Annotated in this window: 10 protein-coding genes; all 10 read right to left on the bottom strand. The window is 48.3% G+C overall.

The window, feature by feature from the left end; translation table 11 throughout:
- Window positions 1-78: 78 nt before the first annotated feature.
- The 10 genes from ABIE27_RS06620 to ABIE27_RS06575 all read right to left on the bottom strand — a co-directional run bounded on the left by ABIE27_RS06620 (window position 79) and on the right by ABIE27_RS06575 (window position 15,098).
- Window positions 79-2,142, bottom strand: coding sequence for a molybdopterin-containing oxidoreductase family protein (locus tag ABIE27_RS06620; protein WP_123065421.1), 2,064 nt, complete (start codon window positions 2,140-2,142; stop codon window positions 79-81).
- A 540-nt stretch (window positions 2,143-2,682) separates the two neighbouring features.
- A complete protein-coding gene (locus tag ABIE27_RS06615; protein ID WP_123065245.1) occupies window positions 2,683-3,540 on the bottom strand; it encodes a formate/nitrite transporter family protein in 858 nt (285 codons plus the stop codon).
- Between the two features lie 257 nt (window positions 3,541-3,797).
- The gene (locus tag ABIE27_RS06610; protein WP_123065244.1) at window positions 3,798-5,159 is read right to left on the bottom strand and encodes an FAD-dependent oxidoreductase; all 1,362 of its coding nucleotides are present in this window, start codon (window positions 5,157-5,159) and stop codon (window positions 3,798-3,800) included.
- Window positions 5,160-5,662: 503 nt separating this feature from the next.
- Window positions 5,663-6,142, bottom strand: a complete 480-nt coding sequence (locus ABIE27_RS06605; RefSeq protein WP_090924172.1) for a glutathione peroxidase — start codon at window positions 6,140-6,142, stop codon at window positions 5,663-5,665.
- A 65-nt stretch (window positions 6,143-6,207) separates the two neighbouring features.
- On the bottom strand, window positions 6,208-7,026 hold the full coding sequence (locus tag ABIE27_RS06600; protein ID WP_429350157.1) for a (2Fe-2S)-binding protein: 819 nt from the start codon (window positions 7,024-7,026) through the stop codon (window positions 6,208-6,210).
- A gap of 102 nt (window positions 7,027-7,128) precedes the next feature.
- A complete protein-coding gene (locus ABIE27_RS06595) occupies window positions 7,129-8,013 on the bottom strand; it encodes an ABC transporter ATP-binding protein (protein ID WP_090924170.1) in 885 nt (294 codons plus the stop codon).
- 526 nt (window positions 8,014-8,539) lie between these two features.
- Entirely contained in the window at window positions 8,540-11,782 is a 3,243-nt protein-coding gene (locus ABIE27_RS06590) for a hypothetical protein (RefSeq protein ID WP_123065242.1), read from the bottom strand.
- Complete coding sequence (locus ABIE27_RS06585; protein ID WP_429350156.1) at window positions 11,782-13,041, bottom strand: TRAFAC clade GTPase domain-containing protein; 1,260 nt, start codon at window positions 13,039-13,041, stop codon at window positions 11,782-11,784. Before ABIE27_RS06585 ends, ABIE27_RS06590 begins: the two co-directional genes overlap by 1 nt.
- 59 nt (window positions 13,042-13,100) lie before the next feature.
- Entirely contained in the window at window positions 13,101-13,793 is a 693-nt protein-coding gene (locus tag ABIE27_RS06580) for a beta-mannanase (RefSeq protein ID WP_429350155.1), read from the bottom strand.
- Window positions 13,794-13,814: 21 nt separating this feature from the next.
- The gene (locus ABIE27_RS06575) at window positions 13,815-15,098 is read right to left on the bottom strand and encodes a vWA domain-containing protein (RefSeq protein WP_429350154.1); all 1,284 of its coding nucleotides are present in this window, start codon (window positions 15,096-15,098) and stop codon (window positions 13,815-13,817) included.
- Between the last annotated feature and the right edge of the window lie 73 nt (window positions 15,099-15,171).

Below are 15,171 nucleotides of genomic sequence, written 5' to 3'. Positions count from 1 at the left end.
CACGGCGGAAGCCTGTAGATTGAAAGATTATATAATATGAATCTATATTACATCAAAATAATCAAGCCGCAAGCACACTCATTGCCGCTTCACTTCAACAGTGGCCGAGAAAAAGGTTGCACCGTTCCCCATATCCGATAAGCGGCCCGATGTCAGGGAATTGGAGCGTTGCTTTTTGCCCTCGCCGTCCCACCATAGTCCTTGGCTGATGACCGTTCCCGGAAGCATGGCATCCGTAACTTTGGCGGTCAGTTCAATACGTCCCCGTTCATTCCATACCACAACCGCATCGCCATCCTGTACTTCGCGGCGGGCCGCATCCTCTGGATGAATTTGCAATAGCGGCATCTTCTCCAGCCGTTGATGTTTAGCCGAATTACCAAAGCTGGAGTTCAGGAAATTATGGTTCGGCGGAGATACAAACATGAGCGGATATGCATCCTCTGGACCAGCTGGATTCTCTCCATCAAAACCTTCAACTAGCGCGGAGTATGTCGGTAATGGCGGCAGTCCCTTCTGTTCCATCTGCTCGGAGTATAATTCAATCTTGCCTGATGGCGTAGGCAGATGTTCTAGGAAAGATTCGTGGGCCGACATGTCCAGCTTCACAAACCGCTCTTTCTTCAGACGATCCAGTGTAACCCCGTTCATATAAGGGTTCTCCGTGCCCTGAAGTGCATTCTCAATCATCTGCTCCGGCTTCTCACCAAAGATGTCCGCATCATACCCCATCGCTTGTCCAAGTAGCGAGAACAGTTCTACATTGCTTTTGCTCTCGCCGATTGGCGCGATCACCGGCTCTTGTAGCTGGACATACTGATGCCAGTAGGACAAGTAGAGGTCTGTTGCTTCAAAAGAAGAGGTGGCCGGCAACACAATATCTGCATATTTCGCCGTATCGGTCATGAACAGGTCATGAACCACCGTAAACAGATCTTCCCGTGCAAAACCTCGCTCCACTCGTTCCGTATCCGGTGCTACCACCAGCGGATTGCTGCAATAGACCAACATGGCTCGGATCGGTTGCTCTGCTTCCAGCAGTGCTTCGCCAATCCGGTTCATGTTTACGACCCGCGGCTCGGCATGTTGCCTTAGATCAGGCCGCTCCAGCGCGTCACCGTTAGTGCTCGCGTAGCTGTTCGTACGAACGGCACCGCCGCCGTGCTTCAGCCACTGCCCTGTAATTGCAGGCAAGCAGGCGATGCTGCGCACGTTCATGCCCCCATTGTCATGATGCTGCAAGCCATTGCCAATGTGAATATGAGCAGCCTGCGCTCCCCCGTAGAGCTGTGCCAGCTCCACAATCGTTTCTTCAGGCACGCCTGTAATACGTGCTACGCGATCCGGGGTGTAACTACGCACATGCTCGCGTAGCGCTTCGTGTCCCACGGTATATTTTTGCATAAACGCTTCGTTCGTTAGTCCTTGCTCAAACAGCACATGCATCATGCCCAATGCCAGTGCACTGTCCGTACCCGGATAGAGCGGAATAAACCAGTCTGCCCATTGCGCCGTACGATTGCGATGAACGTCAATGACAACGATTTTGGCACCATTCTTGCGGGCCTTCTCCGCGAGCACAACCTGATGCATATTGGTGCTGACAATGTTCCCACCCCACACCACAATCAGATCTGCATGCTCTGTATCCTCAGGCAACGTGCCGTGGTTAGCTCCCATCGTATATTTCCAGCCCGTATTACCGGCAGCATTACATATCGTTTGCTCCAGCATACTTGCGCCAAGCGCATTGAAGAAACGCCGATCCATGCCGTCTACGCCGAGCACACCCATATTTCCGTAAAAACTATAAGGGAGAATGCTCTCCGGTCCATATGTTGCAGACAAGTCTTTAAACTTCCCCGTAATTTCCTGAATGGCTTCGTCCCAGCTGATACGCTCGAACTTGCCTTCACCTTTGGCGCCGACACGCCGCATCGGATATTGAAGACGCCCCGGATGATACACCCGCTCCGTCATATTTCGAACTTTATTACAGATCGCGCCCTTCGTAATCGGGTGATCCGGATTACCCGTGACCTTCGTAATTTTACCGTTTTCTTTATGTAATAGCAGACCACATGTGTCTGGACAATCGAGCGGGCATACCGCTGGAAATACACCATTCTCCTGTTCAATCATCATTGGGCTCCCCCTCTTTCAATAGCTATCCCTATATCATATCCCGCTCAGGGTTATAACGTAAAGAGAACAGAATAAATCGGCAAGATCTTCATCATTGCTGCGTAGCACATTGTGTGCAAACCGATCATTCCATTCAAAAATTCTAATTTCGAAAAAAGTTTGTTGCCTATGATTCATTCTCTGAACCCGGGGGTAAATTAAGAACAAGGCATTAGGCTGGTGTTTCCCCACTTCCTCCTCATGCCATATCATGGACCACTCCCGAAATTCGCCATGCTCAGGTTTCGTTCCCCCGAACCTTGTCATGGCGAATTTAATTTTGGGCAAAAAAAAGATGACCCCATCTCACCTCCCCACGACCAAACCTGTCGCGAAGCGATATGAATGCATCATCTCACTTCATTATTTCTATATTCTTATCTGATAACTCCCCGTATCCCAACTTGATTTCACGAGCCAGTTTATTTTCTCACATTCTGACTATTTATTCTGCGAATACAATGCTAGGATGCTCCTAAGTGTCGACCCTGCCATGAGTTACGCCTGTTTACTCCACATCGCTCTGCTTTCTGCTTCCACAGGAGAAACCATAGCAGGAACAACCGTCTCCGGCTTGACCGCTTGCTCTGTTTTACGCAGATATACCATCCAATATGCAGCCGCTACGAACAACGCTCCACCCGTCAAATTACCCAGCCAAACCGGGATGAAATTCATAACATATTGCCCCCAGGAATAGTGCCCCTCAAAGATCGCCGCTGGAATTAGAAACATGTTGGCCACAACGTGCTGAAAGCCGATAGCCACAAACGCCATCGTTGGAAACCAAATGCCCAGAATTTTACCGCTCATCGTATCGGCTGCATAAGACAGCCAGACAGCTAGCGCCACCAGCCAGTTACATCCTATGCCTGAGATAAAAGCCTGCAGGAAGCTATCATGCAATTTATGTCCTGCCATATCGACCACTTTGGTCAGGTATACACCATCTGCGGTAAGCCCAAGGACATGACCAAAGAAAAATGCCACAAACAGGGCACCGAGCAGGTTGCCCACCGTCACAAGTAGCAGGTTCTTCAACATAGTGGCTGGAGAGATTTTACGTGTGATTGCAGCGAGCGGTACAGCCATCATATTACCCGTCAGCAATTCTCCGCCGCCAATCAAGACCAGAATCAGACCTACCGGGAACACTGCCGCTCCGATAAATGTTGCAATGCTTCCCCACTCCGCTGGTGCAGATGCAATTACGCGAATATCCAGCAGAAACCCAAGCGCAATAAAGGCTCCCGCAAGGAAACCAAGAATGAGCACAGAAGAAACCGGGTTCTGTGCTTTCTTAACACCAGCCTGTGCCGTATATTGTGCAACCTCTAAAGGCGTTTTGGCCGCCATATGTCATCTCTCCTTTGTCTTCGGTCGGTTCGCAGATCATTGAATTCATCTATGGTTTTATTGTATCTCGGTCTTGTTGAAAACTTTGTGCAAATAATCACAAATCAACGCAAGAAGATGATCTCATTTTCCACTTAGACCATCAAAAAGAAGACTGACGATAAGATCGTCAGCCTTCTTTCTGTCTTTATTTTATGATGTACCGAATGCTATATCGTTGCTAACCGCCTAAGTTGTAGATGACTTACCTCACCCATTTACACCAGTTCAGGCGCTTTAACCTCTACTGGAGGCAGGGCTTGCAGGCCTGCTGTGTTCAGGAAATTCCAAGGTTTGTTGTAGTGGGGTTGGAAGAAGAAGTCAATAAACGCCAGCTCATCCACGGTCATGTTGTTCTGAATACAAACCGAGATCGTATTGATCGACTGCGTCAAATCCACTTGTGACATCACTTGTGCACCAACAATCCGGCGAGTCGCTTGTTCGTAGACCACTTTAAGCAGCAGTTTCTCAGCCGTTGGCATGAATTCAGGGCGGTAGCTGTCTTCCAGAACAACCGATTCAACAACAAGCCCCTCTTCTTTCGCGGACATTTCGGTCATCCCTGTTCCTGCAATATTTTGCTCATAAATTTTGATACCCGATGTGCCCTGTGTTCCCATATAAGGTGTCGTTGGACGAACCAGGTTTCGCGCTACGAGTGTACCCATCCGCACGGCGTTTGTTGCCAGTGGAATGTAAGCCGCTTTGCCGGTAGGATTGTAGTGGATCGCACAGCTGTCGCCTGCAGCAAAGACATCTTCCTGACTGGTTTGCATGTATTTATCGACGATGATTGCGCCGTTTGGCAACATATCTACTTGACCTTTAAGTAGCTCTGTATTCGGGCGGAATCCGATGCAGAGAATGACCAAGTCCGTTTCAAATTCCCCCTTGGATGTGATGACTTTGGTTACCTTGCCGTTCTCGCCCGTAAATTTCTGTACGGTTTGACCAAGCGCTAATTTAATGCCTTTATTCGTGAGCGTATCTTCAATACCATCTGTAAATTCAGGATCAAGGTATTTGTTCAAAATACGATCCACACTGTCGATCAGCGTCACTTCTTTACCGTTCATCTGGAATGCCTCGACCAGTTCCACACCGATGTAACCTGCGCCGACTACAGTAACGCGTTTCGCATCTTTCGCTTTTTCGATAATAGTATTGGAGTGATTGTAGTTTTTGCAAAGCAGGATGTTATCCATGTTGATGCCTTCCAGCTTCGGTACAACAGGCCATGAACCTGTAGTCACGATCAGTTTATCAAATGTATCTTCAAATTCTTCCCCGGTTTGCAGATTTTTAGCCCGCAAGGTGTGGCCTTTTGCATCTACTGCTGTAACTTCGTGAAGCATCTTGGTCACCACTCCGAGATCTGCCAATTGATTCGGCGAAGAGTAGAACAAGCCGTCAGGGTCTTTTACTACTCCTCCTACGTAAAGCGCAATACCACATGACAGGAAAGAGATATTATCATTGCGTTCATATACGGTAATGGTGGCATCCGGGTATAATTTAGCGGTATTTACGATGGCTGCTGTTCCTGCGTGTGTACATCCGATGACTGCGATTTTCATGAGAAGTTCCTCCTTGGAGTATATAAAATAATGAGTTAATAAACACGGTTATGATTGTGAAATAATTCACTATTAGTTTGATGAGTTACTTGTGATTTATTTCACTTTATATATTCATTATAATGTGATCTTTTTCACATTGCAATAGATTTTGCAAAAAAAGTCGATTTCCTCATAAAACAGTGACCCAATCTTATTTTCACTGATTACATTTTCCCCGAGTACCATTTTGCTTATGCTCTCCAAATCATTCAAATTCCGTTTTAGCGCAATGTTAATCCCTTATGCAATGTTAATCCCTTCTATTGAACACAATGGACATAATTTAAAATTGAAGCAATTTGATAGTATTCCCACTTAGATCTGACTCGTGACTAAAGTACTTTAGTGAGTAGATTACCCTGTGCAGATGCAACCCTTTAGACAAATAAAAGAAGCCTGTTCCTGCGAAATAGCAGGACAGGCTTCTCGTCATCATACGTTTATCTTAACGATGTAGCACATTAACCGAGCAATTGCTCAATCGTAGCACTCATGGACTCTGGTGATTCTTTTGGTTCAACGCGGCCAACAACTTCCCCTTCGCGGTTCACAAGGAACTTGGTAAAGTTCCATTGAATGTCGCTGGTTTCACCTGAGCCGGGCTGTTGTTCTTTCAAATATTGAAAGAGGGGATGAGCCTCTTCTCCGTTCACATCTACTTTTGCAAAGACCGGGAAATTAACGCCGTAGTTAATCTGGCAAAAGGATTCAGCTTCTTCGCTTGTCCCCGGCTCCTGCCCACCAAATTGGTTACAAGGGAAACCAAGTACGACGAGGCCTTGATCACGATAACGGTCATAGAGCTTCTGCAATTCACCGTATTGCGGGGTCAATCCACATTTACTCGCTGTGTTTGCAATAACGAGCACCTTGCCTTGATACATATCCAGCGGCACTTCCTGATTTGCGGTGGTTACCGCCTTGTACGAATATACGGACATTGCTAATTCCTCCTATGAGATCGTAATATACCAATTATAAACGTGTTCAAGTGTGAACTTCAAATTTACCGCGAAGCCACAATCGCCTCATATCGAGTTTGCCGCTCGGCTTTGCTCAGTTTGGGACAGGTGTAACAATAATCTTGACCCCCATCCACCTTATAATACAGGCAGCATGTTGACTTCATTAAAACCTTTTCCCCCGGTTGATACGGGCTGTCGATCTCTACCGGCTTGAATTTCAACAGATTTTTACGTAATCCCATAACTTCCGGTGGCATCGTAATCACATGCTCATATCCCTGAATAACCGCTTCTCGCTCCTGATCTGTAATCTCCATCTGGACAGCCAGTGTTTTGAACCATCTCAGGATCGACGCAAGCTGTGCCCACATCTGACCGGTATTTGCCCCGCCAGCCAGTGCCACTCCTTCAATTAAAGGCCGAAGCTGTTCTCCATAATAAGCCGTGAGCATCGCCTGGCGCGTAGATGTAGAAGCTGCGACTGAGTCAGGATCGTCGTTAATGGGTGGTGCGGGATGAACCTGTTCAGTATCATTTAGCAGTTGAAAATGAAATGCCGGGTACCCCTCTTTTACGATAAGCTGTAATTGGATATTATCCAGTGAGAGATCCAGCAACGAGTCACACATCGCGTTTACATAGTGAATGCCTAACAACAGTCCACGAACAGAATGCATGAAATATACCGCTGTGGTCTGCAAGCTATCTGCACGTAAATGTTCGTTGTAAGCTGTCAGTATGTCTCTTGCCTGCTCTGCATCGCATAACGAAGCCAAATGTATATTGTAAATGGGATTCAACGCAGGTTTAGTCGATATACGTCCATATTGTTCAAGCCAGGTATAATTAATAGCGCCCATGAATGAAAACCTCCTGTGAATGCGAATGAGCCGCGTGCTAACAGCGCACAGCGGCTTCATTTCTATAATTCAGGATCGTACATCCGATCCAACTCGTTTATTTTAACTACCTGTTGCTTGCACACGATGTTCCGCACGACCTGCTGCATGAACCATCGCACTGTTAACAACCTTGGTCTCAGGAGCAACTGGTTTTGGACGTTCCCCAGCGAGTGCATATGGCAAGCAGAGAGGTACATTAGAGCGCGGGTCCATAACGATGTCGGCTTCAATGTTGAATACTTCACGCAGTACGTCCGAGGTCATCACTTCTACTGGCGAACCTTCTGCAATGGCTTTACCCTGCTTGATACCGATCATATGCTGTGCATACCGGGATGCATGATTCAGGTCATGGACGACCATCACAATGGTACGATTAGCGGTTGCATTCAGATGCTCAAGCAACTGTAATACTTCAAGCTGGTGAGCCATATCGAGGAAGGTTGTCGGCTCGTCCAGGAACAGAATGTCTGTTTCCTGTGCAAGTGCCATAGCGATCCAGGCACGCTGACGTTGTCCGCCAGACAACTGATCGATCGGACGGTCATGGAATTCAGTCATGCCAGTCACTTCGATCGCCCACTCAATCATGCGTTTGTCTTCTGCACGCATGGAACCGAATCCTTTTTGATAAGGGAAACGACCATAGGAAACCAGTTCTGTAACGGTCAGCCCTTCCGGTGCTGTAGGATTTTGAGGCAGAATCGCAAGCTGCTTGGCAACTTCACGCGTAGACTGCTTATGGATGGACTTGCCGTCGAGTAACACACTGCCTGCTTTCGGAGACATGATACGTGCCATCGTCTTCAGAATTGTTGATTTCCCCGAACCGTTGGCTCCCACAAGTGCGGTAATTTTCCCTTGGGGGATCTGAATGTTCAGATCCTCAACAATTAGTCTTTCTTCATAAGCGATATCCAGCTTGGACGTCTCTAGACGAAACATGCGATCATCCCTCTCTCATTAATCCCGGTATGTATTCCGGCTATCATAACAACAAAATTGAAATTATATTCTGATTCAATGCTTCTGAATTTTCCGACGCTTTAACCTTTTTAAAGAAACTGTTTAATCTGCTACACTAAAGATACTGATAATCATTATCACTTGTCAACCGAAAATCCCAATTTTTTTGATGATATAAGGCATTTTTCGCTGGAAGTATACATCTCAATGGCTACTATGACACTTATTATATGAGAGCATTTCTCAATGATTACGTACTATTTTTCACTGCTCGCCTAATTACCCTAATTTGAATCAATCAAATTATGTCTATTTTGTGAACTAACAAAATTCTGTCAGAACTCTACCGTACATACTCATCTGAATTTAAGACTTGCTCCTCACATAAAAAGATGACCCTGAAACTTTCGTTTCAAGATCATCTCTGTTATCACATCTTATGGACTTATGGATACGATTTATTTAGCTATTCATTCAAATCATTCATAGATGCCTCGCTCTAACTTTAACGTGGCTCCTGCATCAGATTGATCTTGATCTCCGACCCCGCTGCACCCTGCTCAATGCTCACAACATGCTCAGGATTGATATTTTCCGGGAGCGTGAGCTGCATTCCATAGGGATACAAGCGGTCTGCCTCCGTAGATGATAAGGGTTTTGGACTGAGACTCTCCGTTTCCGTCGGGCCCACTGATGAGGTTACTTCAGATGAAGCATCGGTTGTGTTTCCTTGATTTTGTGACGATGTCTCATTCGTTTTATCATCCGATGGACTTGATGAGCCTGAAACGGTTTGTTGCGTAGAAGTATCCCCTTGCCGCTTGGCTCCGTCTGTTATATCAGCCGTGGAATCATCTGATTTTTGACTTGCATCTGCTTCGGACTCATTTCCCGTTCCTGTTGAACCTTCTGAACCGGATGATACGTCATCCGTTGCAGCTTTGTCTTCACTATGATCGAGGCTCGTCCACTGGTCTGTAACTTTGAGTTCCTTCATGCTTCCGTCATCCATACGCAACTGGAGGTTCCCCTTTTCAAAAGGAATTCCGCCCGTCTCGCTCCGAAAGCGGATGACTAATTGGGCTGGTGATTTAGACCCTTCCTGCTTGTTCTCTGCAACAATATAAGCAATGTAGTCTGCTGGCTTCTCTTCAGGATTCGTGGCAGCTACAGGTTCTCGATCTACGGGTAGCTGTGCCTCAGGTTCAGATGAATTGTTCATCAAAGCATAAGCACCTCCTGCAATACCGATAATCAGGATTAGCAGCAGTAAGCTCAACCAGCGCTTTTTCTTCGGACCGGTCAACATGCGCATGAACGGAGAGGCCAGCTCAGATTTGGCACGATCATAGACCGGCTTCAACGCTTTTCCTGCTTTGGCATGGTACGGCTTAAAAGCAGACTTGGATCGGAACGCTTCCCGATCATGCGTTTTGAAATACAGGATGATGGCATCTGCATATCCTTTATGCGCGTTAGAACCGCGAACAAACATCCGCTGCGCACCAGACCATTCAAAAAAAGTATAGATCTCTTCAGGGTGGCCCGTATGACTGCGTGCAAACTCGATCAGACCCGAATAATCAAGCCGATTACTCCCGCTACCCCCACGATAAAACGCAAGCGACAATGCCTCGTACGCTGGTGTTCCCGGCTGATTCCGTAGCTCTGCCGCGAGCCAGCGGCGAGTCCAGCGCTGAAGCTCATCCCGCTCAGCAAGAGAGAGGGACTCCATGCTTTCTTCCGCATTACCATCACCGCTAAGCCATGCTCTGGCAGCCAGCATCATATTGGTTCGTGAAGCAACATCGGAGCCCTGACGTGCTGCCCAATCCCGAACCTCATCCTCATGTTGCAAAATATCGATCTGTAACAGCTGTTCCCGATTCACCCGTTCCAGATCAAGATCCTGGATCATAAACAAGTTGATGACATAAGCAAGCTTGTCAGCCAGCTTGGTTAAAGCCTCCTGATATGCAGCCTGTTGTCCACGAAGGGATGGGGCGGTTGGTTTGCCGGTAGGATGCGCAGCCGTAGCCTGCTGTCCTGAATCGGCAAGAAGCTCTGTTTGCCCGATATGTCCGGTAATTTCCGGTTCCAGCACACCGTTTCCTGTGATTCGATCCAAAACGCTAACCCGCTGAAGAGCTTCGTTCGCCGATTGCACCGGATCGGGTGCAGAGCACAGCCTTTCCCTGAGTTCAGTACAAGATCGTTCCACCAAAAAAGCAGATTGGATGGCAGAAGGATGAGCCGTAACCCATCGCTGGATAAGCTCAATCACGCCCGCTGCCGTTTCGGTACGCTTCAGCTGATTGTCCAGATATGGCTCAAACAGCAGTTTGGTTAACGAAGCATTGCCCAGCACCTTATCAAAGAATGCCTGATTCAACTGAGCATCCCGATCCAGAATGGTATACAGCTCTTGCACAGCACGCATCCGTTTCTGCGCTCGTGCATTGTTGACAGCGTAGATAAAATAATCCACGATCCGAGCCTTCACCACAGGTGCGGCTACCCGAAAATACTCGCCGATGCGAGAAGCCACCGCTTCTTCGGGTACATTTTCCCGCCGTACACTATCCAGTTCCCGGCTGAGCAAGGTCAGGAACAATTCGTTCAGACGTGAACGTTCATGCAATCCGCCTTCCGGCTTCAAATAGGTCAGCAATCCGCTCAAGACCTCATGTTTGTTATTCAGATATAAATCCTCTACACCTTGTTCGAGGCTGTAAAATACAGATAGCTCGCCATAGGCTTCAATGGAAAGTTCACGTCCAGGTTCCATACCTGCAAGCATCTCATCGGCAAATCCATAAAACTCGGCGGATCTTGCCGGATCCTGCATCAAGAACCATGCGAATTCCGCATAAGGTAACTTCGCTACCGAAGCGTCCGCGTGTGTGACACGTCCAGAGACAAGATCAAAGGTAAAATCTTTCTCTGTATTCCGATCCTTGGGACGCAGCGTACCACGCTCCACAAATTGCACATGAATACCTTTCTTGGCCTGCGGTTCCTTGGCAAACGTCATAAAACCAAGCTGCCGTCGGAATGCATAGGGTAATGCCTTATACAGTAAACGCAGCAAAGCCTTTGCTCCTGCTGTTACCTCCTCTGCTGGCACATCAAGCGCTATGTACACCTTGCGGCGTGCCGCCACAGACTGCATCACGGCATACAGCATTCGCTTGAACAACGTCTCATCCATTTTCAGAGCGCTTAGAATCTGGCTCGGTGACGCGTTTAGACCAAAGCTGCCGCCGTGCAGTTCAGTTCCAAGTCTTGCGCCACCTTCTGTCGCTACTGGCAACGCTGTCAGCGCAGGCAGCTCCGTGCCCTGCTCGATATCATACGAGGTGGCGAACACGGTATCTAGCCAGTCGCCACGTTTCATATACTCTTCCGAGCTTGCCGGAGATAGAACATAATTGTGAGCGAAAAACGCGCTGCGCAGGCCCGTAAAATCCGCAGCCTGATACACATTTTGCCCGAGAATGGTCTCGCCGCTCTCCAGATGCAGGAGGTGCATGGAAGCCGGAAACTTGCTCTCGTCCTTTTCACTTCGGCCTGTCAGCTCCGCAGGAGCATCATAGACACAGTAAGGATGAAGTACTTTTTTGATAAAAGAAGGGTCCAGTCCCGGTGATGCAGCCACCGTATCGAATCCCTCCGTTGTCCGGAATACCCCGCGCCGCTCTCTCGTGTACATCTGCTGTTCAATGGGCGGAGTGTTGGTAGAACGCATCATCCCACTCTCCCCTCAATGTACTTGAGTTTGTATAGCAGCCACAGGAAAGGCTCGTCCACACGAATGGGACTAACCACGCCCTGAATTTTCATATCTACCGGATTGCTACCCAGCGCAGATACGGCAAAATAAGCAGTGTCTTTGAAATACACATCCATCGTACCTTTGAACGGACGATCCACTTTCTCGATAAAACGGCGAATCTCCCCGTCGATATTCTCGAACTCGGTCAGGTCGAACCAATCGCGGTGCACCATGTTGCGGAACACATTGCTGTTGGATTTGATGTAATCGCCCTCCTCGTCCTTGAGAGAATGCAGCATGTCACTTTTGGTAAGCACGACAGCGGTTGGAATATTGGTTTTGGCCTTGTCCTGATAGGCGATAAAGTCACCGAAAAGGGTCAGCACCACGTCGCGCGGCTCATCGTATTTCGGCGTCCATTCACCCGGTTCGTTGCCCAGGTTAATGCGGATTTTGTCCCGGATCGAACGAATCTGGAGCGGGTCAACCATAAACAGAATGCCTGCCGAGTTTTTGATATGCTGTCCGTGCAAGCCCAGATAATCCTGCTCCACCATACCTTCACCTGCCACGTCAAAAAACACCAGGGTCAGCGGCGCTTTATCCTCGTCCTTGAACACAAACTGAAAAATAAATGGCTCCTGCAACTTTTCCTTCTGCGTGGAATCCAGCAAGTCGCCTCGTTCGAACAGTGGTTCTTCATAATCGGCACGGAAACGGCGGCTGATCTCGGCGTTCAGCGGCATACAAGCGGCATCAAAATGATCCGCAGTATAATGCTGTAACGTATGAATTAAGGAAGTCATATACACAGATTTCCCGACCTGGGATGCACCAATAATCGAAATGATATTGCTTGGCGCCTTACCCGCTGTTACAGGCAACTCATTATGACAATGTGGGCACAGACGTCGGCGTGTCATCACACCGTAACGATCATTCAGACCCATGACAATGTTATCCGAATAAATTCGGTGCTCTTCTGGTACATCATAAGGTGACAGCACAGCTTCCATATCAAACACCGTATCCAGCCCAAAGCGCTCCCGATATCGGTTCAGCTTGGCATCTTCTCCGAGTGCATAATCCTCGTCATCGTCACGATGGTGAGCCGCACGGAACACAACCTCTTCCGGTGAGAATTTGCTAAAGCAGTATGGACATACGATATCGTAGAACAACGGCCGTTCCTCCGGCTGCTGTCTCTTCAAAAACCGGCTAAAAAAACTCATAGACACTCCCCTCCCCGCTTAAGTGTAAATAAAAATTCAACTTCAGTCGTCAAATCTGTTTAATCTGATATCAGCCGATAAGCGGCTCCGTACTTGGGGCCGTCCGTGAAGAATAACCTGATATAGTCGTCTTTGGCGACTTCCACGGGCGGCATTTCATTTTTCCCCGGCGCAAAATCACTCACAAACGGATACACCGTTCCATCGTCCTTGTTCAGCGGAACGCCACCTTGTTTGCGAACATAACAAAGCGCTTCTTTAGGCACAGGTACCTCAGCAGTTACGGTGATCAACACTGTCTTGCGTTTCTGAAAAAAACCGTTCTTATAGCGAATGGCAAAGCGGATATCCGCCTTGCCTGCACTTGCAATGCCCTGATTATCTTCATCCTGCTGACGAACCAGTACAGGCCCATCCTCATGCATCTGGCATGCGTACACCGTGTACTGAATCGCACCAAAGCCGGTCATTCGATCCACATACCCGTTATTCGCCTTGTACTCCTCTCGCGTATACAGCTTCAGCTTGCCCTGTGTCGATCCGCCCACATGGTCTCCATAATCAGTAACACTCCTGTGTTCTTCACCCACACGATCCGTATTCATAAGATTAAGTTCCAATCGTTCCACGAATACCGCCTCAAGTTGCTCCGGCCAGAGCCAGCGAAGTGTGCAACGACCTTCGTCTACTGCGAGCGTCAACTTTCGAATCCGGGGAGCCGAAGGATCTGCATCTGCATTCATAAACCGCATATTCCGTTGACCTCCCCGATGTTAAAATCCTTTGCTGCGTGTATCTCTTGGCCGCCTACCGAATCCTTCCGCAGAAGAAGTTCCACGGCCAGCATCCCGGCGCCCTTTGCTCTTGCGTGGTGTGTTCTCTTTGATCGGAACAATCCAGGAGAAAAGGGTAAGTATACCTGACAGGATCAGCATGGCTCCCAATCGAACGAAAGCATCACCCACATTTGAACCATCTAGCCCCCACTCCAGTAACAGTCCGGCTAGTAAGCCTGATACTGCACCGCCTACACCAAAACTGAGCGCAAGATGACGGTTATCAAACACAAGTCCCAGCGATACACCAAGCGCCACACCAATCAACAGCAAAGCCACGACACGGAAAATGGCCAGATACATGCTGTGTTCCATCGCTCCTGTACGCTCCGTTACGAGAGTACGTTCATCAATCGTATCGTAAATCTGCTGGAACGCGACATTTAGCCCACCTGCATCAGGTACATCATAGTACATCCCACCGGTTTGCTGAGCAATGCTCTTGAGCAAATCGGTACCGGAAGGGTCTACCAGGCTCAAACCAACGGTATGGATGGCCACCTGTTCCTGTACATACTGTGGCAAGATGCCAGAAATATCAGCATCACTGAATCCGTCAGATAACAGAATAACGACTGTGCCCCGTTTCGGATCTTGTTTGCCTTCGATCAGTTTCATGCCTTCCTGGAGCACTGCATCAAAATTCGTACCCCCGGACGTCGTGACAATGCTGTCGATTTTGCTATTCACTTCACTTTTCGCTGCCTCACTGTCTACGGCAATAAACGGTTGCAACAATTGCGGCTGATCGTCAAACGTAATGACAGCCACCTGTTTGTCGCTCTCCATCTGACCGATCAGTGTCTTGGCTGCTTCAAACCGCCCGTTATTGGGGTCAGTCTCGTTCATGCTGCCCGAATTATCGATCATCAATATGATGTCTTTAACCTGTTTCGCTCCGCCCGGATTGATCTGGTACAGCAATTGCAATCCCATCCCTACAACCAGTAGCAGTGCTAGCGTTGCAGGCACAAGCAACTTCCAGGACAAGCTGAGATACCTGAGCTTCCACGAAGCACCGTTCAGTCTTGGTGAGATCATCTCTGCCAGCAGGCAGAACAGTCCAACACTAAACGCTAACACACCAAAGTATACCCCCATCAACAGCAGGCGCGGCATCTCGCCAAGCCACTGATGCAGCATGATTTCTCCTGCCGCAAAACCGACTGCTCCGCCAATCAGGCTGAACAGCACCAGGAGAAGATTGATTTTTCGCTGCATGTCTACATGCATCCTTTCTCAGCACCCGCCAAAACGGGCTGACTTAGTACCCTGTGCCTTTGTACTTCTGTAT

It is taken from the genome of Paenibacillus sp. 4624, assembly GCF_050435065.1.
Taxonomy (GTDB): domain Bacteria; phylum Bacillota; class Bacilli; order Paenibacillales; family Paenibacillaceae; genus Paenibacillus; species Paenibacillus amylolyticus_D.
This window is presented reverse-complemented; position numbering and strand designations above follow the sequence as displayed.

Bases quoted from the DNA above. Each gene is read 5' to 3' on its own strand.
- ABIE27_RS06620 (WP_123065421.1), bottom strand. From the start codon at position 2,142: ATGATTGAACAGGAGAATGGTGTATTTCCAGCGGTATGCCCGCTCGAT.
- ABIE27_RS06615 (WP_123065245.1), bottom strand. From the start codon at position 3,540: ATGGCGGCCAAAACGCCTTTAGAGGTTGCACAATATACGGCACAGGCT.
- ABIE27_RS06610 (WP_123065244.1), bottom strand. From the start codon at position 5,159: ATGAAAATCGCAGTCATCGGATGTACACACGCAGGAACAGCAGCCATC.
- ABIE27_RS06605 (WP_090924172.1), bottom strand. From the start codon at position 6,142: ATGTCCGTATATTCGTACAAGGCGGTAACCACCGCAAATCAGGAAGTG.
- ABIE27_RS06600 (WP_429350157.1), bottom strand. From the start codon at position 7,026: ATGGGCGCTATTAATTATACCTGGCTTGAACAATATGGACGTATATCG.
- ABIE27_RS06595 (WP_090924170.1), bottom strand. From the start codon at position 8,013: ATGTTTCGTCTAGAGACGTCCAAGCTGGATATCGCTTATGAAGAAAGA.
- ABIE27_RS06590 (WP_123065242.1), bottom strand. From the start codon at position 11,782: ATGCGTTCTACCAACACTCCGCCCATTGAACAGCAGATGTACACGAGA.
- ABIE27_RS06585 (WP_429350156.1), bottom strand. From the start codon at position 13,041: ATGAGTTTTTTTAGCCGGTTTTTGAAGAGACAGCAGCCGGAGGAACGG.
- ABIE27_RS06580 (WP_429350155.1), bottom strand. From the start codon at position 13,793: ATGCGGTTTATGAATGCAGATGCAGATCCTTCGGCTCCCCGGATTCGA.
- ABIE27_RS06575 (WP_429350154.1), bottom strand. From the start codon at position 15,098: ATGCAGCGAAAAATCAATCTTCTCCTGGTGCTGTTCAGCCTGATTGGC.